Origin of the sequence: Protofrankia sp. Cas4 (assembly GCF_963555915.1) — a bacterium.
GTDB lineage: Bacteria > Actinomycetota > Actinomycetes > Frankiales > Frankiaceae > Protofrankia.
Map to the genome: position 1 here is coordinate 1 of NZ_CAUVXL010000116.1, position 20,292 is coordinate 20,292.

Below are 20,292 nucleotides of genomic sequence, written 5' to 3' on the forward strand. Positions count from 1 at the left end.
GGCCGGCGGTCGCGGTTGGTCCGCCAACGCCGCCAAGGCCGCCGGGGCCGGCGGTCGCGGTTGGTCCGCCAACGCCGCCAAGGCCGCCGGGGCCGGCGGTCGCGGTTGGGCCGCCACGGCCGGTGGGGCCGGCCGTGGGCGAGTCAGGCTGCTCGGTCGTCCAGCTCTGGTGCGAGTCCCACGAGTCGTCGCCCGCAAATGCAGATGCAGGGGTAAATCCAACAAAGAACGCGGTGGCTGCTGAAATAGCCAGCATCACCACACCCCGGCCCATTCTGTGCGTCATGACCTTCCTCTTCTCTCGTGCGGTAGCGGTACGGTTACCGCGGGCAACACAGTAGCCATTTGATGTCTGGGGGAAGGGCATGGGACGCGATATTGCCGGGAGGAAGCCGAAAGTCATCTTGTCGGCACGGTGGCTGGTTCTGCTCGGACTTCTCCTGATCGGGGTGAGTGGCCAGAGGATCGTTTCGTCCGAATTCTGGAAGGCCGCCGGAATCTCTGCGGAGACTGTCCCGACAGGAGGCGTTGCCACGGAAAAGCCATCCGCGGGTACGCAGGTGACAGTGCCCGAGCCGGCACGTACGTCCGACAATCGGCCGACCTTCCTGCGTATTCCTGTACTGGCTACCGCTGCGGCCGTCGGGTCGGTCGGCCTCGAGCCGGACGGAACGCTCCAGGTGCCGACGGCATGGGGTGACATCGGTTGGTACGAGTATGGTCCGCGTCCTGGTGAGGTTGGCGCGGCTGTACTTGTCGGACACTACGACTCGACGACCGGTCCGGCTGTCTTCTACCAGCTTGATAAGATCAAGAAATCCGATATGATCGACGTGAGTCTGGCCGACGGTACGGTTGCGCACTTTGCGGTGGACCGCATTCAGGAGGTCTCGAAGGCAACGTTTCCGGTGGCGGAGGTCTACGGCAAGGTCGACCGGCCGGAACTGCGGCTGATTACCTGTGGGGGCGATTTTGACAGAAAAACCCACCACTATGTCGACAATATGATCGTTTTTGCACACGCTGTTTGATGAGGCGTCGCCGGCCGGGGTGCGCGGTGGCTGGGCGGAGGGACAGCTGCGGCAGCGTGCCGGGTAGCGGAGATGATCTGGACACCCCGCTGGGCACGAGGCCGCCTTGGGCGGAGTTACTCGTGTCCCAGTGTTGTGGGAGTTACCCTCGTTTTAGGAGCGTCGGTCTGTCACAGCCCTTATCGGAGGGGCCATGAAGATCATGGTATCTCGGAGCGACTCGACGGCCAACCGCCGGAGGCGTCCCACCGCGGCTGTCGTTCCCATCCGGCTGGGAGCTCTTCTTGCCACCATGGTGGTCCTGGCCGGATGCTCGAATGGGAGCACCTCACCCTCAGCGGCCGGGCGGTCGTCATCCGGGGCACCTGTCGGGCAGGCCACCACCGTTGAGCCGCAGGTAGGCCAGTCCACCAGGCCCACAACGCCCGGTGCGGACGTGGGCGCGCAGGCATTCCCGTATCAGCCGTTGTGGCCCTTTGCCAGCGCCGCGCAGGCACAAGCGTGGCAGGCGTCCGAGCGTTCGGGTGGGCACCAGCCGTGGCACCTCGACCCGGCGGGTACCGCGCTCTCCTTCACGCGTTATTTTCTCGGCTTCGCCGGCGTCGACCGGGTTCTGGCCAGCACCATCACCGGCGACGACGCTCGCGTCCAGGTCGGATACGCCACCGAAGGCGGCCGTACGGGCGTTGCAGCTGTCATCCACCTCGTCCGGTTCGGATCCGGTACCGACGCTCCCTGGGAGGTCGTCGGTACCGATGACTCGACCATCTCGCTCACCCAGCCTGCCTACGGGTCAACGGTGACGGTGCCGTTGACGGTCGGCGGGCGGATCAGCGGTGTGGACGAGAGCATCCACGTCTGGGTCAGGTCGACGTCTGGAACCGACGTCGGCCAGGTCGTCGGGGAGTTCTGCTGCCAGCCCGCGGGCGGGGACAACTCGGTGTGGACGACTACGGTGAGCACCACTGCACCGCCCGGCCAGAGCCTCGTCGTGGTCGCCTCCACCGGTGGCCACCTGTATGACGTCGAACGCTTCACCGTGACCGGCGTCCGCCTCGCAGGCTAGATTTCCTCGGGGTCTCCGAGCGCGAAAAAAAACGACGATCGCACGCCCGTCGGCCTACCAGGTTCCCTTTCCAGCCGTCAGCCTTTCCGGGGCCGGTCAGGCCAGGACCACGTCGATGGCCAGGTCACCCGCACCTTCAACGAAGCTCAGGTCCGTGATGCTCCCGGCGCTGCGCAGATCGGCCGCGGCCGCCGCCACCAGGGCCAGTAGATCGGCGTCACCGCTGACCTGGGCGGAGGCCACCTCGGCCTTCATCGAGACCTTGGCCGCCGATTTCGACCGCCGGATGGCCGTGAGCGCGGTACTAACCGCTTCGAGCTGGCGCGGGTCGCCGGTGTCGGCGAACTTGCGCAGCTCACCAGCTTCCGGCCAGCGGGCGCGGTGCATCGAACCAGGCTTCCACCACGACCAGACCTCTTCGGTGACGAACGGGAGAAACGGCGCGAACAGTGAGAGAATCGTGGACAGCGCGATGGCGAGCGCAGCGCGGGCGGATGCCGAACCCTGCGCACCGAACGACCCGTACGCGCGTCCCTTGACAAGCTCGACGTAGTCGTCACAGAACCGCCAGAAGAACGATTCGGTCAGTTCCAGGGCACGGGTGTAGTCGTAACCGTCCAATGCGGTGGATGCCGCGTCGACGACATCCGCGAGCGCCGCCAGCAGTGCCCGGTCGAGTGATTCGCTGACTGCACCCGGATCCTCGACCACGCCGAGCCCCAGGGTGAACCGGCTTGCGTTGAGCAGTTTGATGGCGAGCCGGCGACCGATTTTCATCTGTCCGACATCGAATGCGGTGTCGGTGCCAGGCCGACCGGATGCCGCCCAGTATCGCACCGCGTCCGAACCGTGCTGTTCAAGCAGGTCCAGGGGCGTGACCACATTGCCCTTGGACTTTGACATCTTCTTTCGGTCCGGGTCGAGAATCCAGCCGGAGATGGCCGCGTTCGTCCAGGGCAGCGTTCCGAATTCCGTGTGGCTGCGCAGCACTGTCGAAAACAGCCAGGTACGGATGATCTCATGCGCCTGTGGGCGCAGATCCATCGGGAACACCCGCGCGAACAGGTCGTCGTCGCTGCCCCAGCCGGCGGCGATCTGCGGGGTGAGTGACGATGTGGCCCAGGTGTCCATCACGTCCGGGTCGGCGGCGAAACCACCGGGCACACCACGTTGGTCGTCGGTGAATCCAGGTGGTGTGTCGCTGGAGGGATCGATCGGAAGCATGGTCTCGTCGGGCACGATCGGCTGGTCGTGCCGGGGCAGGCCGTCGGAGTCCAGCGGATACCACACCGGGAACGGCACTCCGAAGAAACGCTGCCGGCTGATCAGCCAGTCGCCGGTCAGCCCGTCCACCCAGTTCTCGTAGCGGACCCGCATATGCGGGGGATGCCAGTGCAGTTCGCCGCCGCGGGCACGTAGCGCCGTCCGCAGAGTCTCGTCCCGTCCACCGTTGCGGATGTACCACTGACGGGTCGTGACGATTTCCAGCGGCCGGTCGCCCTTTTCGTAGAACTTCACCGGATGGTTGATCGGGCGCGGCTCACCCAGCAGCGCTCCGCCGGCGCGGAGCAGCGTGACGATCTGCTCGCGGGCGCTGTGCACGGTGCGGCCGGCCAACTCGGCGTAGCAGGCCCGGCCGGCCTCCGACACGATCGCGTCGGGTGGATCGGCGAGCAGCCTGCCGTCCCGGCCGATCACCGCTCGGGCAGGCAGCTGTAGCTCGCGCCACCAGGTCACGTCCGTCAGGTCACCGAAGGTACAGATCATCGCGATGCCGGACCCCTTCTCGGGGTCGGCGAGCCGATGCGAGAGCACCGGAACCTCGACGTCGAACAGGGGAGTGCGCACCGACGAGCCGAACAGGGACTGGTACCGCTCGTCGTCGGGATGCGCAACCAGGGCGACACAGGCGGCCAACAGCTCCGGCCGCGTGGTCTCGATGACCACATCCCCGTTGCCGGTCGCCGGCCCCTCGCTGTCCGTGCGGGCAAAGGCGAGCGTGTGGTAGGCGCCCGGGCGGTCACGATCCTCCAGCTCGGCCTGGGCGACCGCCGTGCGGAATGTCACGTCCCACAGGGTCGGCGCCTGCGCGAGATATGCCTCACCGCGGGCGAGGTTGCGCAGGAAGGCCCGTTGGGCGACGGCCCGGGACCGGGCGTCGATCGTCGCGTAGGTCATCGACCAGTCCACCGACAGGCCGAGCCGCCGCCACAGCTCTTCGTAGACCTTTTCGTCTTCGATCGTCAGCCGCTCACACAGCTCCACGAAGTTGCGGCGGCTGACCGGAACCTGCTCCTTGCCGGGCTTGTCCGGCGGGGTGTAGTCCGGGTCGTAGGGCAGCGACGGGTCGCAGCGGATGCCGAAGTGGTTCTGCACCCGACGCTCGGTCGGCAGGCCGTTGTCGTCGAACCCCATCGGGTAGAAGACCTCGCGGCCCCGCATCCGCTGGTAGCGAGCGATGATGTCGGTGTGCGTGTAGGAGAAGACGTGGCCTACGTGCAGCGAACCGGAGACGGTCGGCGGCGGAGTGTCGATCGCGTAGACCCGCGCCCGGTCAGCGGTCCGGTCGAACCGGTAGGTCGCCTGCTCCTGCCACGCGGCTGACCAGCGTTGCTCGATCCCGTCGAGAGTCGGCCGATCGGGAACGGACCGTTCCGGCTGATCCGGGTTCTGTTGGTTCCTGCCTTCTTCTGTCACCACAGGTAACGATCCTACGGGCCGGGTACAGCGGGGCCGGCAGTGCCCGCGTCCACCGCTTCCCCTCGCCCACCCGGCACGGCGGGTTGGCAGGATGAAGCCTGTGCCTGACACCACGCGGTATGCCGTCGATCCGACATCTCCGACCGGGACCTCCGCGTCGATGCCCGACAGCAGTGCGCCCGACAGCAGTGCGCCCGACAGCGGTGCGCCCGACAGCGGTGCGCCCGAGCGCCCGCGGCCCCAGGAGCTGCTGGAGCTTGCGCTCTCAGTCGCCCAGGAGGCCGGCGACCTCCTGCTGCGGGGACGAGCCGGGGCGGTGGCAGCCGAGTCGACCAAGTCGTCTCCCACGGACGTCGTGACCGCGCTCGACCGGGCGTCGGAGGAGCTGGTCGGACGCAGGCTGCGCGAGGCACGGCCCGCGGACGGCCTGCTCGGTGAGGAGGGAGCCGACGACCCCGGCACCAGCGGTGTGCGCTGGATCGTCGACCCGCTGGACGGCACGGTGAACTACCTCTACAACCTGCCGAACTGGGCGGTGTCGATCGCAGCCGAGATCAACGGGACGGTGCTGGCGGGGGTCGTGCACGCCCCGGCCATGGGCGTCACCTACACCGCGGCGCTCGGTGAAGGGTCGGCCCGAAACGGGGTGACGCTGAGCGGTTCGACCGTGGGAGACCTAGCCCACGCGCTGGTGGCGACCGGGTTCGGCTACACGGTCGAGCGGCGAACCGGCCAGGTGGCGGTGCTGACCCGCGTCCTGCCGCGGGTGCGCGACATCCGGCGGATGGGCGCGGCCGCGCTGGACCTCGGCGCGGCCGCGGCCGGACTCGTGGACGCTTATTACGAGCGTGGCCTGCATCCCTGGGACCATGCCGCCGGGGCGCTGGTCGCCACCGAGGCTGGTCTGCGCGTCGGCGGTCTGCACGGTCGGCCGGTGTCGAACGATCTCACCATCGCCGCGCCCCCACAGTTGTTCGACCAGTTGCACGATCTGCTCGCCGCGGACCCGCCCGCCGACCGCGACTGACCGCATCGCCTTTGGCCCTAGGGCGTGTCTGATGGATATTGGTCGATGCGGCGGAGTTCTTCGCGGTATCGCTTGCCGTTCGCGGCATACTGGGCCGCCCCGGACGCGAAGGCGTTTTCCGCCACCGCGTCCGGACGGATCTTCGCGGGCACGCCGATCGCCAGTGCCCGCGGTGGTACCGCCACGTTGTTACCGACCAGCGCCTGCGCGCCGACCAGTGCGCCGGCGCCGACCACGGCCCGGTGCAGGACGACCGCCCCCGAGCCGACCAGCGACCCGTTCTCGACGGTGCAGCCTTCCAGGTGCGCGATGTGCCCGATGACACAGTCGTCACCGATGACCGTGGGGAACTCGGCGGTCGCGTGTACGACGGTGCCGTCCTGCACCGAGGTTCTGGCACCGATGTGGATCTCGCCGTAGTCGGCGCGCAGCACCGCGCCCGGCCAGATGGTCGACTCGGGGCCGATGGTCACCTTGCCGATCACGGTTGCCGCCGGGTGTACATAGGCGGACGGATCGATCTCGGGCACCCGGTCACCGAGCGCGTAGACAGCCACCGACATCTCCCTTCGGGCACGCCACTGTCGGGCGTATCACTGCGGGCTAACGGGCCAAAGGCAGCGCGATCATGGTTTTTCGCGCCGTCGGAGGCCGAGGTCTCCGGGGCGCAGTGGCCCCGCTTCATCCTGCCGCAAGGGCTTGGCCGGTGCCCGCGTCACCGCAGCGGTGCGCAGGTCATCCCGGTCACCGGTCGCGGTTGCGGCCAGCGCCGGAGCAGGTTCAGCCCCGGAGCAGGCTTCAGCTGCCGTGGAGCAGGTTCAGCGTCCGTGGAGCATGCGGGTGAGCGCCCGGTACCGCGTCATGGCGGACGGTTTCCGGAAGAAGGAGATCGGGTTGACCGGCGCGGTCAGCTGCTGCACGGTCATCGCCTTCGGCCAGGCGAACTCCCGCAGCCCATCCGCGCCCTGTACCCGTCCGAACCCGGAGTGCCCGACGCCGCCGAACGGCAGCCCGCCGACCGCAGTGAAGATCATGACATTGTTGACCGAGACCATACCCACCCGCAGTCGGTCTGCGATCTCCCGTCCGTGCCGGCGGGAGAACACCGAGGCGCCGAGCCCGAAGACGCCGCTGTTGGCCTTGGCCACGGCCTCGTCGATGTCATGCACCCGGGTCACCACCAGGGTCGGCCCGAACGTCTCCTCGGTCATCGCCAGGGCGTCGTCCGGCACGTCGACGAGCACGATCGGATCGATGAACGGCGGGCGCAGCGACTCAGGCCCACCGACCACCGCCCGCCCACCTCGGTCCAGCGCGTCGTGGAGGTGGCGACGCACGAGCTCGATTTGGCCGTGGAGAACCATCGGGCCGTATCCGGATGGTTCCCCGGCGCCCGCTGTGATCTTTCGTGCCTGAGTGGCCAGCTTGTCGAGGAAGGCATCGTAGACACCCTCGGTCACGAAGATCCGTTCAGTGGCGATGCAGGTCTGGCCGGAGTTGCCGATCCCGAGCCACAGCGCGCCGTCAACGGCCGCGTCGAGATCAGCGTCATCCGCAATGATCATCGCGTCCTTACCGCCCAGTTCCAGGACGACCGGGGTGAGCGTCGTCGCGCACTGGGCCATCACCGCCCTGCCGGTGGCCGGGGCGCCGACGAACGAGAGCTTGTCCACGCCGGCCGAGCACAGTGCGGCGCCGGTGGCGGCAAGGCCGGTGACCATGGAGAGCACCGGCCGTCCGCCGACCACGTCGGTGAATGCCTCCACCATGAACCGCCCGACCGCGGGCGTGTGCTCGCTGGGTTTGTACACGACACAGTTGCCGGCGGCCAGTGCCGACACGACGGCGCCGCCCGGGGTGTAGACGGGCCAGTTCCAGGTCCCGATGACGCCTACCACCCCGTAGGGCTGGTAGGTCACGGACGCGGCCTGGTTCGCGGTGATCAGACCGCGTCGCACCCGGTGCGTACCCAGGACCCGCCCGGCGTTGGTGGCGGCCCAGCCGAGAACGTCGAGGTGGGCACCGATCTCCAGGGCAGCCTCATGGATGGTCTTGCCGTTCTCCCGGTGGACGAGGTCGGCGAGCTCGTAGAGGGCGTCGTACAGTGCCTTCTTCCAGGCCAGCAGGCGCGTCCGGCGGCCGTTGACGCCGAGTTCGGACCACCATCTGGTGGCGCTGCGCGCGCGTTCGACCGCGGCGCGCACCTCCTGGGCGCCGTGCACCGGGAACGTCGCGATCGTCGTACCGGTCGCCGGGTTGACCGAGTCGAAGGTCATCGGCGCCACCGCTGTGGCCGGCCCGGGTGTGGCCGGCACGGGTGTGGCCGGCACGGGTGTGGCCGGCACGGACTCAGTCGTCATCGTGCATGCCGGGTGGCAGCGACCCGGTCGTCTTCACCCACCAACGGGCCGCCACCCGTTCCGCGGTGAGGCGTCCGATGCCGATCGCCACCCCGGACGCGACCGCCCAGCTGATCGCGTCGGCCCAGGTTGTGTCGGGATGCGCCGGGCTGGTCGGTGGGTCGGCTTTGCGGATCTTTTTGTACGCCACGGTGACGGCCTTGCTCGCAGCGGCTCCGGCTGCCGCTCCGGCCGCGCCTCCCACGATCTTCCAGCCGATCTTCGATACCGGTTGTGGCACTGTCGCACCCCCATCATCTCGGGTTTCCGGGCCGCCGGCGGGCTGATAACCCGACCGTCAACCCGACCGTTCTACCGGCCGGTGGCCGTCACAGGCGTTGCATGGCATCAGCGCGGGACCGGCGCGCCGATCGCCGTCAGTAGCGTGCCGGGATGCCTGCTGGACAGCACCCACACACCGTTGGCGGTGGTGACTCGAACACCGGTGCGTATCCACGGTCTGGTCAGGGCATACACGCCCGGGACGAGTACGGTGCGGACATCGGTGCAGGCGACGGCGTCGCGGATGTCAGCTCGGTCGACCATCTCGCCGGCCGCGCGCATCGCCTCGTCGGTCATGGCCAGTCGGGGACGTCCGAGCTGCCACAGCGCCGCCTCCATCGTGGTGAACATGGCCCCGTAGACCACGGCCCGCGTCCAGGTGCCGTCTGTGTAGACGGTGAAGTAGCTGCCGAAGACTCCCGCGCAGAGGGCGGCCCAGAGGTGCCAGAGCCGAGGTACCGCCAGCCGTTCCTCGTAGCGCATGCGGGTCAGTATCCACCGTGCCCGTGGTTGTTCGCGTTCATCGGCTGTTGATCATTCGCCGCATCCGCCCGGCATCCGGCATCCGGCACCCCCCGAACAACTTCCGGCGGTGACCACTTAGTCTTGCGCATGTTCTGTCGGGCACCGCTGATTCTGGCCGCTCACCGGCCTCGGCCCGCATCTGGCCGGCTACCGGCCTCGGCCCGCATCCGCAAGGACCGATCGGAGACTCATGACCGCCACGGACGACCGTACCGCGCAGCCGGCCGACCCTGGACCGCATCCGTTGGGGGTGCTGGTACAACGGCTCGACCCGGACCTCCCACTGCCCGCCTACGCCCATGCCGGTGACGCCGGCGCGGACCTCGTGGCGGCCCGGGATGTCACCCTTGCCCCCGGCGAGCGCACCATGGTCGGGACCGGGATCGCCGTCGCGCTGCCCGAGGGCTATGCGGCTTTCGTACACCCGCGCAGCGGCCTCGCCGCCCGCCACGGCGTGTCCATCGTCAATGCGCCGGGAACGGTCGACGCCGGTTACCGTGGTGAGATCAATGTTCTGCTCGTCAACACCGATCTACGCCAACCGGTCCACCTGCGGCGCGGTGACCGAATCGCGCAGCTTGTCGTCCAACGGGTGGAGCGTGCGGCGTTCCGCGAGGTCGCCGAGCTGCCTGAGACGGTGCGGGGTACCGGTGGATTCGGGTCGACCGGCGGCTTCGCCTGACCGTGGGGCCGGCGCGCCGGCGGTCATGAGTCTTCGACCGGCGATCCGACACCCACCCGCATGCCCACATCCACACCAGGCACCGCTGCGGGCCATCATGTGCGAGGAGCCTATTGTGACAACAGGAAGTGGTCGAAGTGTTCCGGCGCGGTCGTAGGCGTGATGGTCGGGGCGGCTCCGGTCCACGTGAACCCGACGGCCGGGATGAGATCCTCGACGTCGTCGACGAGGGCTCCGGACCTGATCCGGACGGCCCCTATGACGCCGAGGACGTTCCGGACGATCACGTCCGGCGGCTCGATCTGGGGTCCCTGCATATCCCGGTGATCGACGGGGTCCAGGTGCAGTTCCAGGTCGATCAGGAATCCGGCCAGGTGCTGACGGTGACTCTCACGGATGGCCAGAGCGCGATGGAGCTGTCGGTCTTCGCCGCGCCGAAAAGTGCGGGTCTGTGGGACGAGGTGCGTGCCGAGATCGCGGACTCCCTTCGCGCGGGACCGGGCGCGGCGCAGGAGGGTAGCGGGCGCTACGGCAGCGAACTGCGACTGCGGCTGCCTACCGCCGTAACGGGTGAGTTCATGCCCGGCACGATGATGGGGATCGACGGTCCGCGCTGGTTCCTGCGGATCGTGCTCACCGGCAACGGCGCGCTCGATCCCCAGGCCGCGCCGCTGCTGACGCAATCGCTGCACCAGCTCGTCGTGGTCCGTGGTGACCAGGCGATGCCTCTACGTGATCCGCTGCCGCTGAAGCTGCCGAAAGAGGTCACCGATCCGCACGGGGCGCACGACCCCGCGGACCCGCCCGATGTGGACCCACGCGATGTGGACCCGCACGATGTCAGGCCCGGCGTCGCCAAGACTGCGACGCACATGCCGGCTCCGGGCGTACGGATCGCAGAAATCGGCTAGCTGGCCGGGCTGGTCAGGGCGCGACGGTGGTGATACGTCCCAGCGGGTCGACGCGTCTCACGCTGTGCGTACCTGAGTCTGCGATGTACACGCTGCCATCGGCACCTGTTGCCACTCCTTGGGGGCGGCCGAGGGTGGCGTGTGATGCGAGGTCGTTGTCGCCGGACGATCCCGGCCGTCCGGACCCCGCGGCGGTCGCAATGGCACCGTCCGCTGTGACCGCCCAGATACGGTGGTTGTCGGGATCTGCGATATAAAGAGTTCCGGTTGAGGCGGCCGCGATGCCGTGCGGCGGGCCGATGGCGGCCATCAGCGCAGGTGTGCCGTCGCTCACCGGGCCGCCGTAGACGACACCGGCGATCGTGACGATCTGGCCATCCTGAGTGACCCGGCGGACCCGCTTGTTGCCGGTGTCGGCTATGTACGCTTCGCCCCGATTGTTGAGGGCCACCGCGTACGGCCGGTTCAGACGTGCCAGCGTCGCGGGTCCGCCGTCGCCGGAGAACCCCGGTGTGCCGATGCCCGCCAGGACCAGGACAGCGCCGTCTGGGGTTAGCCGCAGTATCTGGTGGCTGTCCGTGCAGGCCACGTAGAGCGCACCGGTGGCGTCGAGTGTCACCCCATGGGGGCGTTTGAGGCTCAGATGAGCCGCCGCGGTGCCGGCCGGCGGGATGGCGGGGCCGGATTCCCCGCCGCCGCCGGCGACAACCTCGATCATCCCCTGCGGATCGATGCGACGGATGCGGTTGTTGAAGCTGTCGGCGATGTAGAGGCACCCGTCGCGGCCGGCCGCAATGCCGTGCGGGCTGTCCAACTCGGCGTCGAGCGCCGGACCGCCGTTGCCGGCGAAGCCCGCTTTGCCGGTACCGGCGACCGCGCTGATCCCTCCGTCGGGGTCGATGCGACTGATCCGGTTCAGGAACGGGCTGGAGACGTAGATCGTGCCATCGTCCTCGACGGCAAGCCCGAAGGGGTAATCGATCCGTGCGTCGTCCATATCCGACCGGTTGCGTGGTTTGTCGCTGGGTGTTCGTGACCAGAGGTGATCGGCCCACCGTGCGGCGGCACGACGCATCAACGGACGTGGCGTGTTACGGCGGGACGGCGTCCGGCCTGGAGCCGCCGGGGCGGCATTCCCATCGGGTGCCGAAACATCCGATGCCGAATCGGCGATGCGCAGCGGCGGGCCGGACGGATCGCTCGGCGCAGCAGCCCCGGCCAGGGGTGCTGACGGTGAGTCCGTGGCGCGACGACCGGTGTCGATATCGGTCCGGCTGCGGGCGGCGTCGCGAACCTCGTCCTCGAGCCGCAGCGGCAGTGGGCACCTGGCAAGCCAGTCCGGTCCCAGGATGCCCGCGGCCGCGGCGGCGAGGTCCAGGGCGAACGTCGCGGCCGAGGGATGGCGTTGCGTCGGGTCCTTGCGCAGCGACCGGGTGAGTAGGTCTGCGAGCACGGGTGGCGCATGGTGCAGTGGTGGCGGGTTCACCTCGACGTGGTGACGCAGCAGCTCCAGCAGCGGCATGTCCAGCGGGAAGGGCGGCCGCCCGGTCAACAGCTCGTAGAGGACGATTCCGAGGGAGTACACGTCGGACGAAGCGCTGAGCCGGCGACCGGTGATCTGCTCGGGGGACATGTACGCGGGGGTGCCCACCTGCGCAGTGGCGATGGCGCTGGAGCTGTCGTCGATCTTTGCGATGCCGAAGTCGGTGACCTTGAGAAGTCCGTCCGCCGTGAAGAGCATGTTGTCCGGTTTGATATCCCGATGCAGGATATGACTGGCGTGGGCGCAATCCAGCGCACCCGCCGCGGCCAGGCCGATCGCGCAGACCGTGTCGATGGTCAGGCCGGCCGACGCCCGGGTGCGCACACTTCCACCGGGAAGCAGTTCCATCACGAGGAGACACAGGTCCTCGGTCTCGACGTAGTCGTAGATCCGCACCAGGTGTGGATGGTCCAGGCAGGCCAGTACCCGGGCTTCGGACAGGAATCGGCCGTGCTCGTCGATCCGGCCTCCCCGGGAGGCTACTATCTTGATCGCAACAGGTCGATCCAGGCGGCGATGCCGGCCGGCCAGCACGATGCCGGACCCACCGTGACCGAGGACCTCCGCGATGTGATAGCCGGGCAGAATTGCCTCGACCCGGTCCCGTTCAATGAGCACGTGTGACGTCCGGTGCGGCCCGGGCGGGATCGTCCGTCCGGATGATTTTGATCATGATTGGCATGGCGGTTTGTACGGCAGGTCGCCCACATACTGCGCCCACTCGCTACGGGTGAGTGGATCGCCGACCCGGTCGCAGACCCGCTGGATGACCGTGTCGGGGTCGAGGTCCCAGGTGAAGCCGACGACCTGGAAGGGTGCGCCGTAGAGGGTGGCGCCGTTCGGGCTGAACGCCACCTCGGAGAAGGCGTTGTAGTAACCCCGAAGGTCGGCGAGGAGCGCGGGCCGAGCGGTGTCGTGGATGTCCCAGAGCCGGACGGTGGAATCCGCCGCGCCAGAGGCGAGCGTGCGGTTGTCGGGGCTGAACGCGACGGTGTTCACACGGCCGCCGTGTCCGGTGAGGGTCGAGCGCAGGCGTGGCGAGCCGGGAGTCGAGACATCCCACAGGGTGATGGTCCGGTCGCTGCCCCCGGTGGCCAACGTTCGTCCGTCCGAGGAGAAGGCGACACCGTACACACCGGAGCCGAACTGCGTCAGGCGTCCGATCTCGACCGGTTGGGTGCGGTTGCGGACATCCCAGAGGCGCACGGTGCGGTCCTTGCCCGCGGTGGCGACGGTGGTCCCGTCCGGACTGAACACGGCCGCGGACGCGCCGGAGGGGTGAGCCGCCGACATGGCGGCCAGCACCTGGGGCTGCCGTGGGTCGGTCACATTCCAGAGCTGGATGCCTCCGCTGTCACCCGCGACCACCATCGTCTGGCCGTCCGGGCTGAAGGACAGATCGTTGACCGCGTCGATGTCCGTGGTCACCGTGGCCAGCGACACCGGATTCCGTGGGTCTGCGACATCCCAGAGTTTGATCGTCTTGTCGATGCTGCCGGTCGCGAGTACGCGGCCGTCGGGTCGGAACTTCACCGCTCCGGTGGCGCCGGTGTGACCGGTGAGCACGGAGATACTGACAGGATTGTACTGATTGCTGACGTCCCACAGTCGGACGGTGTTGTCGTAGTCACCGGTCGCGATAACGTGACCTTTCGGCGACGCGTCCACACTCCACAGGAACCGTCGATGACCGAAGAGCACTGGTCCGGGGGTGTCCCACAGCTTCACCGAGCCGTCGTCCGCGCCGGTGGCCAGGGACCGGCCGTCCGGGCTGAATGCCACCGCCCAGGCGGCCGCGCCGTGCGCGAAGGACGACACGATGTCGGAGTAGTCGTGGGCGTTGTGCAGCTCGACCACGTCACCCGTTGCGATGGCCACCATCCGGCTGTCCGGGCTGAACGCGACGGAGACGATGGGCACCACGGAGTCGATCACCTGAACCTGGCTGGGGCTCTTCGGATCCGTGATGCTGAACACCCGCGCCTCAGAGTCATTACTTCCAGTGACAATTGACGTACCGTCGCCGCTGAACGCCACCGCGCGGACCCGGGTGTCGGGGTCGGCGACGTTGCCGCCGGTGTCACCGGCCAGGTCGCTGAGGTACCCGGGGCTGTTCGGGTCGGTGACATCCCACAGCTTGGCGGTGCCGTCCTCGCTTCCGGTCGCGAGCAGCTTTCCGTCGGGGCTGAAGGCGACCGCCCGGATGGCGCCGTGGTGGCCGGTCACGGTCCCCGCGAGAGCCACCGCCGACGGATTGCCGACATCCCACAACCGGACGGTGTCGCCGTACCCACCGGTGGCCAACAGTCGGTTGTCCGGGCTGTAGGCGAGTCCGAACACCGAGCCCGAGGCTGTGGGCAGGGTGGTCCGCACGGCGGGACGGGCCGGGTCGGTGATGTCCCACAGTTTGACGGTACGGTCGTCGCTGCCGGTCGCAACGGTTCGCCCGTCGGGGCTGAACGCCACGGATTTGGCAGCGAGCTGGTGGCCGCGCAACGTGCCGACGGCATCGGGTCGGCGGGGGTTGGTCGCGTCCCAGAGCTTTACCGTCCAGTCGTCACTCGCAGTGGCCACCAGCCGGCCGTCCCGGCTGTAGGCGACGGCCCCGACGGCCCGGGTGTGTCCCGCCAGGTGCCGGGTGGCGAATCCGTAGCCACTGCTGAACGAGGAGAGGACGGCACTGCGTGCTTCCGGTGTCCGGGCCAGTCGGTAGGCAACCACGCCGAGCTGGGCCGCGACGCCCGGGTCGGACGGGCGCAGCGTGTCCGCCTGCGTTGCGATGCGCTGGGAAAGCGCCCGGTCACGGGCTGCGGTGGCCGAGGAACGTTGCTGGAGCGCGAACACCGTCGCGCCGGTCGAGAGCAGCACCAGCACCGTCAGGACGGCGACAAGTTGCTTGAGCCGTCGGGTTCGGCGCTGGGTATGTGCGGTTTCGGCCTGCTCGCGGGCGATGCCGGCAGTGACGAAGTCCTGGGCCGGCGGGCTGAGCCCTCCCCGGCGATCGCTGGCCGCAGCCCACTCGCGGGCGCCGGCCAGCCGGGTGCCGGAGAACAGGTAGGACGGGTCCCGGCCGCTGGTGTCCCAGGTTTCGGTGGCGTCGGCGATCTGCTGTCGGGTGAGCGCCCCGGCCCGGTCGATGTCGATCCACTCCCGCAGCCGTGGCCACGACCGCAGCAGGGCCTCGTGGGTGATCTGGACGCCGCCGGCGTCGACAGTCACCAACCGGGCGGCAATCAGCGCGTCCAGGACAGCTGTGGCGGCTGCCGGCTCGCCGGCCTCGGCGAGGAGCACGTCGCGCCGGACCCGCAGGCGGGTGTCGTCCGTGCGGTCACCGATGCGCACCATCCGCAGCATCAGCCTGCGGGCCGCATCCTGGCCGGCCGCGTCAAAGCGGGCATAGGTGTGCTCGGCGGTCGTGGCGATCGCTCCGTGTAGTCCGCCGCTGCGCCGGTAGCCCGCGACAGTGAGAACCTCACCGTCGCGCTCCTGCCAGGTGGCCAGCAGCGCGTGTGCGAGCAGCGGCAACGAGCCGGGGTCGGTCACGACCCGCTCATCGCCGGCCCCGAGATCGTGGATGATCAACTCGACGAGGCCGGGCTCGACGGCCAGGCCGACCGCCTCCGCCGGGCACACGATGGCGTCCCGTACCTCGGCCGCACTCATCGGACCCACCACGACCGGGCCGCGCTGCAACGCTTCGATGAGTTCGGGGAAGGCGGCACAGCGGCCGTAGAAGTCGGCACGCAACCCCAGCACGACCACGGCTGGCGGGCTGGTGTTCTCGGTTCCCCGGGCTGCGGCGGACAGCGCGCCAACAAATGCCGTGCGCTCGGCGTCGTCGGCGCAGAGCGTGAACGTCTCCTCGAACTGGTCGATGACGAGTACGACGCGGTCGTCGGCGGTCGCCTCCAGCCCAGCGCGCCGGCCGCTTACCTCTGACAGTGATGTGATGAACGGGGCGCGTTGGGTAACGAGGGATTCGAGGGTGCCGCCGATCGGTATGGGAATGTTACCAATAGTAACCATTTGCTCGGCCAGTTCACGCACTGGATGGTCGGTCGGGGTCAGCACAATCTGTTGCCACCGCCGCGAGCCGGACAGGGCGCCGTTGGTGAGCGCCGGCAGCATCCCGGCCCGCAGCAGGGATGACTTGCCTGATCCGGACGGCCCCACGATCATCAGCGGACCGGCTTCGGTGAGCCGCGCGTCCAGCCGGGTCAGCAGGTCGGCGGTGGCCCGCTCCCGGCCGAAGAACCACTGCATCGAACTGCGGTCGAAGGATGCGAGCCCGGGGTAGGGGCAGGTGACCTCCGACGCCACGTCCGAGCGCCCGTCGACTTCCTGGACGCCCGGCTGGCCCGGCTGGCCCGGCTCATGGGCAATCCTGCCGGCCTCGGCGAGCGGGGTGGGAAGAGCGGTCAGCACACGTGTGTCAGGAGCTTCCACGTCGGGGATCGGCGGGGTGTGTGCCGGATTGTGGGCCAGTACCGTCGTGTCCGCCCAGCGCCCGGCCCGTCGCAGCGGACGGGGGCAGCCGCGCGCCACCAGGTTGCGGGCACCCTGGTGGTAGAGACGGTCGACGGTCAGTTCCGGAGGTCCGTCGGGGTCGCCGTTGAGGAGCAGCCGCAACAGTTCCTGCGACAGCGGGGTCCCCTCGGCCTCGGCCCGGTCATAGTCCGGCCTTACGGTCGGAGCATCGTCGCCAGATCCCGTCCAAACAGCCGACAATGTGAGATCGATCTCGCTGACCTGCTCTTCGATGACGCCTCGCTGCGCTTTGGTGAGCACGGGGGCTGCCGCGCAGACGGCATCGTCGGTCTGGCTGCTCCCGTAGCGGGTGGTGATCAGACAGCCGTCGATCATCAGGCCGCGTTCGGTGGCCCGGCCCGCCTGTAGCCGGGTGAGCGCCGAGGTCAGCGGCAGCGCGGTGAGACCCAGCCGGTCGGGTCGCAGGTCTGTCGCCGCGGTGGCAAGGTGGAGATCCCCCGCCTGCCCCTGCACGAGATGTCCCAGATAGTAGACGAGCAGTAGGTCGGTAGCGGTCTCCGCGGCGTCGCTGATGGCCAGACCAAGCTCGGTGGCGGTGACCGGTTCGGTCAGCATCCGCAGGCTGTCCGTGTTCAGTCCGCACCGCTCCACCAGGACACGGCCCAGCTCGGCAGCCGCCGGGCCAGCGGCCGGGAACGAGGGGCTCGGGCCGGACGTGGGTTCCCCCGTGTCGACGATCAGGACGATGGACCCCGGACGACTCAATCCGAGTTCCGCAATACGCGGACGTGCCGGATCGGACAATGCAGATCCCTCCGAGGCCGCGTGCCCGGGTCGTTGCGATCAGCGGGTCAGCGCAGGTGCGCGATTCCGTCGAGCTACCACGGATCGATGATCGAAATTGGTCGCCTTCGGCCTACCCGCCAAGGCCTGCCGTAATCGGAGGCTGGCGGTCGAGCTGGATCCCGGCGCTTTGTATGCCTGCCGGCGACACAGTGAGTCTCCAGCGGGTGCGGTGCGGTGCGGGTGCGGTGGGTTCGGTGGCGGGAACGGCGGCGAAAACCCCATAAGGATGGATGCCGGGCCTGCGACCGGGCACACTGTGGCGCGTTGAAGCGTTGCCTGGGTGTTACGTTCCCGAGTTCAATCGGAGGAGCCGTGGGAGACCGAGGCGGTTGGCTTGGGCGGGTCGTCCACCGGCTGAACGCGGACGATCGGGTGCTGGAGGCCGAAGACCTGCAGCGGACCGTCCAGGCGGCCGGGGCTGTCCCGATGTGTGACTGCCACGAGCGCCAGGAGGTGTGCGTCGTCGGCTCGATCCGTTCAGTTACTGTACGTAGCCACGCCGGGGCGCCGAGCCTTGAGGCGGACATCTACGATGGCAGCGGTACCGTCACCCTGGTGTTTCTCGGCCGCAAGCACATACCGGGGATTCAGGCAGGACGTGCAGTCAAGGCATCTGGGATGGTCATGAACCGGGACAGTCGCACCACCATCTTCAATCCGCGATACGAGTTGCTGCCCGTGTCGTCTGCGAGCGCGTGAACCTCCGAACCCGCGACCCGCGGGTCGCTCCGGCTGCCGACCGGCAGTCCCCGACGTCCCCGACATCGCTGGCCGACGCCATGGGCGGTCCACGCGGGATGATCGACAGTGCGATCCCCACGGTCGCTTTTGTCGCGGTCAACGCCGAGGCGGGGCTGACCGCGGGCATCGCCTTCGCCGTGGCGACGGCGACCGTTCTGGTCGCGCTGCGGGTCGTCCGCCGCGAGCCGGCGCGCCAGGCGTTCTCCGGGCTGTTCGCGGTGGCCTTCGCCGCGTTCGTCGCGTCCCGGACGCACAGCGCCCAGGGTTTCTTCCTGCCCAGTATCATCAAGAACGCCGTCTTTGCCGGCGTCGGCCTGCTGTCACTGGTGGTGCGCAGACCGCTCGCAGGTTTTGTGATGGCCGCGATGGATGCCCGCTACGTCGACTGGCGTCACCACCGCGACCTGCGTCGGGCCGCCGTCCGGGCGACACTGGTCTGGATCATTGTGTTCGCTCTGCGGTTCGTCATCCAGGGTGCGCTCTATCTGGCCGGCGAGACAGGGTGGCTGGCCGCTGCCAACATCGCCCTGGGGCTGCCGTTGTTCGGCGTGGCGATCCTGGCTACCTTCGCCATCGTGCGCCGGCTCGCGCCACGTCAGGCTGGCGCGGACGGACGTGACGGTGCCGCCACCCGTGACGGTGCCGCCGGGATGGCCGCCCCTGTCGCCGGTCGCTCCAAGGTCACCGAGGTGGCGGCGAGCCCGCTGGAGTCCCGCCCAGAGCCAGGCTGAGGGCTTCCTCCACATCCCCGCCGGCGCTCACCACGGCGAGCACCTCGTCGCCTTCTTCCAGGGTGGCGTCGGGGGAGGGGAGCACGACCCGCCCGTCCCGCAGGATCGCCACCAGCGCCGCGTCAGCGGGTAGCGCAACCTGCGCGATGGGCGTCCCGATCACCGGGGAGTCCTCGGCCAGGGTCAACTCCACCAGCGACGCGTTGCCCTGCATGAAGCGCATCAGCCGGACGAGGTCGCCGACGCTCACCGCCTCCTCGACCAGGGCGGTCAGCATCCGCGGGGTGGACACGGCCACGTCCACCCCCCACGCTTCGGTGAACAGCCATTCGTTGTTCGGATGGTTGACCCGTGCCACCACCCGCGGCACCCCGAACTCGGTCTTCGCCAGCAGCGAGACGACCAGGTTGACCTTGTCGTCCCCGGTCGCGGCGACCATCACCGCGCACTCTTGGAGGTTGGCGCTCTCCAGGGATGCCAGTTCGCACGCGTCGGCCAGCAGCCAGTTGGCGTGCGGCAGCGCGTCCATCCGTATCTTGCCCGGGTCGCGTTCGATCAACAGCACCTCGGAGCCGTTGTCGATCAGTTCGGCGGCGATGGAACGGCCGACCTTGCCGGCACCGGCAACGGCGATCCGACGTGGCCTCATGTGGGCAGACCTTCCTTCGGACCGGCCTTCAGCACGGCCTCCACCTGCGCCGCCCGTGCCTTGGGAAAAGCCAGGTGCAGCGTGTCGCCGTCCTGGATGAGGGTATGGGCATCGGGGAGCAGACCCTCGCCGAAGCGGGTGACACAGGCGACCCGGGCGCGTGCGGCGCCCTCAAGTGTGGACACGCGTAGTCCCACCCATGATGCGGAGGGTGTCATCTCTGTCAGCAGGATCATGCCGGACGTGTCCGTCCACTCCGGCGTTATGGCATCCGGGACGAGACGGCGCAGAATCTGGTCGCGGGTCCAACGTACGGTGGCGACCGTGGGGATACCGAGCCGTTCGTACACTTCAGCCCGGCGGGGGTCGTAGATGCGGGCAACGACACTGGTCACGCCGAACATCTCCCGCGCGATTCTGGCGGCTATGATGTTGGAATTGTCGCCGCTGGAAACCGCGGCGAACGCCGTCGCGTCCCGGATGCCCGCTTCGATCAGGGTGTCCCGGTCGAAACCGACTCCGGTGATCATTCGGCCGCTGAAGTCCGCGGGCAGCCGGGTGAAGGCGTCCGGGTTCTGGTCGATGATCGAAACGCTGTGGCCGTACCGGTCGACGCTGCGTGCGAGCGCCGAACCGACTCGCCCGCACCCGAGGATCACCACATGCACGCG

At 68.8% G+C, this 20,292-nt stretch carries 17 protein-coding genes; 7 read left to right on the forward strand and 10 right to left on the reverse strand.

The features are described from left to right. A partial coding sequence (locus tag U9979_RS10690; protein WP_322779248.1) for a hypothetical protein occupies positions 1 to 286 on the reverse strand: 286 nt, incomplete at its 3' end. A 280-nt stretch (positions 287 to 566) separates the two neighbouring features. Between U9979_RS10690 and U9979_RS10695 the strand changes: the two genes are divergently transcribed. Together U9979_RS10695 and U9979_RS10700 are read left to right on the forward strand one after the other, a co-directional pair. Next, positions 567 to 1,031 (forward strand): class F sortase, encoded by a 465-nt coding sequence (locus U9979_RS10695; RefSeq protein WP_322779249.1) that lies wholly within the window; start codon positions 567 to 569, stop codon positions 1,029 to 1,031. A 193-nt stretch (positions 1,032 to 1,224) separates the two neighbouring features. Continuing rightward, on the forward strand, positions 1,225 to 2,097 hold the full coding sequence (locus tag U9979_RS10700) for a hypothetical protein (RefSeq protein WP_322779250.1): 873 nt from the start codon (positions 1,225 to 1,227) through the stop codon (positions 2,095 to 2,097). A 96-nt stretch (positions 2,098 to 2,193) separates the two neighbouring features. On the opposite strand, the gene valS is transcribed toward U9979_RS10700, so the two are convergent. Continuing rightward, positions 2,194 to 4,797: a valine--tRNA ligase gene (gene valS, locus U9979_RS10705; protein WP_322747459.1), complete on the reverse strand. Its 2,604-nt coding sequence runs from the start codon at positions 4,795 to 4,797 to the stop codon at positions 2,194 to 2,196. Between the two features lie 160 nt (positions 4,798 to 4,957). Between valS and U9979_RS10710 the strand changes: the two genes are divergently transcribed. Continuing rightward, positions 4,958 to 5,824 carry an inositol monophosphatase family protein gene (locus tag U9979_RS10710; RefSeq protein WP_416219920.1) on the forward strand — a complete coding sequence of 289 codons (867 nt, stop codon included), beginning with the start codon at positions 4,958 to 4,960 and terminating at the stop codon, positions 5,822 to 5,824. 17 nt (positions 5,825 to 5,841) lie between these two features. On the opposite strand, the gene U9979_RS10715 is transcribed toward U9979_RS10710, so the two are convergent. The 4 genes from U9979_RS10715 to U9979_RS10730 all read right to left on the reverse strand — a co-directional run bounded on the left by U9979_RS10715 (position 5,842) and on the right by U9979_RS10730 (position 8,988). Continuing rightward, positions 5,842 to 6,387 (reverse strand): gamma carbonic anhydrase family protein, encoded by a 546-nt coding sequence (locus tag U9979_RS10715; RefSeq protein ID WP_322747457.1) that lies wholly within the window; start codon positions 6,385 to 6,387, stop codon positions 5,842 to 5,844. A 255-nt stretch (positions 6,388 to 6,642) separates the two neighbouring features. Beyond that, a complete protein-coding gene (locus tag U9979_RS10720) occupies positions 6,643 to 8,154 on the reverse strand; it encodes an aldehyde dehydrogenase family protein (protein WP_416219922.1) in 1,512 nt (503 codons plus the stop codon). A gap of 19 nt (positions 8,155 to 8,173) precedes the next feature. After that, positions 8,174 to 8,464, reverse strand: a complete 291-nt coding sequence (locus U9979_RS10725) for a DUF4235 domain-containing protein (RefSeq protein ID WP_322747454.1) — start codon at positions 8,462 to 8,464, stop codon at positions 8,174 to 8,176. Positions 8,465 to 8,571: 107 nt separating this feature from the next. Then, complete coding sequence (locus tag U9979_RS10730) at positions 8,572 to 8,988, reverse strand: DUF3093 family protein (protein ID WP_322779253.1); 417 nt, start codon at positions 8,986 to 8,988, stop codon at positions 8,572 to 8,574. 232 nt (positions 8,989 to 9,220) lie between these two features. On the opposite strand from U9979_RS10730, the gene dut reads away from it, so the two are divergent. Both dut and U9979_RS10740 read left to right on the forward strand, forming a co-directional pair. Next, positions 9,221 to 9,712, forward strand: coding sequence for a dUTP diphosphatase (gene dut / locus U9979_RS10735; protein WP_322779254.1), 492 nt, complete (start codon positions 9,221 to 9,223; stop codon positions 9,710 to 9,712). Positions 9,713 to 9,849: 137 nt separating this feature from the next. Beyond that, complete coding sequence (locus tag U9979_RS10740) at positions 9,850 to 10,623, forward strand: DUF3710 domain-containing protein (RefSeq protein ID WP_322779255.1); 774 nt, start codon at positions 9,850 to 9,852, stop codon at positions 10,621 to 10,623. Positions 10,624 to 10,636: 13 nt separating this feature from the next. On the opposite strand, the gene U9979_RS10745 is transcribed toward U9979_RS10740, so the two are convergent. Then, positions 10,637 to 12,784 (reverse strand): protein kinase domain-containing protein, encoded by a 2,148-nt coding sequence (locus tag U9979_RS10745; RefSeq protein ID WP_322779256.1) that lies wholly within the window; start codon positions 12,782 to 12,784, stop codon positions 10,637 to 10,639. Positions 12,785 to 12,835: 51 nt separating this feature from the next. Further along, positions 12,836 to 17,419 (reverse strand): AAA family ATPase, encoded by a 4,584-nt coding sequence (locus tag U9979_RS10750; RefSeq protein WP_322779257.1) that lies wholly within the window; start codon positions 17,417 to 17,419, stop codon positions 12,836 to 12,838. Positions 17,420 to 17,812: 393 nt separating this feature from the next. Between U9979_RS10750 and U9979_RS10755 the strand changes: the two genes are divergently transcribed. Beyond that, positions 17,813 to 18,199: an OB-fold nucleic acid binding domain-containing protein gene (locus U9979_RS10755; RefSeq protein WP_322751016.1), complete on the forward strand. Its 387-nt coding sequence runs from the start codon at positions 17,813 to 17,815 to the stop codon at positions 18,197 to 18,199. Positions 18,200 to 18,279: 80 nt separating this feature from the next. Further along, positions 18,280 to 18,972, forward strand: a complete 693-nt coding sequence (locus tag U9979_RS10760) for a DUF3159 domain-containing protein (RefSeq protein WP_322779260.1) — start codon at positions 18,280 to 18,282, stop codon at positions 18,970 to 18,972. Here U9979_RS10760 and U9979_RS10765 read toward each other — a convergent pair. Continuing rightward, complete coding sequence (locus U9979_RS10765; RefSeq protein ID WP_322751017.1) at positions 18,923 to 19,621, reverse strand: TrkA family potassium uptake protein; 699 nt, start codon at positions 19,619 to 19,621, stop codon at positions 18,923 to 18,925. The two genes, U9979_RS10760 and U9979_RS10765, sit on opposite strands and share 50 nt — an antisense overlap. Then, the gene (locus U9979_RS10770; RefSeq protein ID WP_322755096.1) at positions 19,618 to 20,289 is read right to left on the reverse strand and encodes a TrkA family potassium uptake protein; all 672 of its coding nucleotides are present in this window, start codon (positions 20,287 to 20,289) and stop codon (positions 19,618 to 19,620) included. Before U9979_RS10770 ends, U9979_RS10765 begins: the two co-directional genes overlap by 4 nt. Between the last annotated feature and the right edge of the window lie 3 nt (positions 20,290 to 20,292).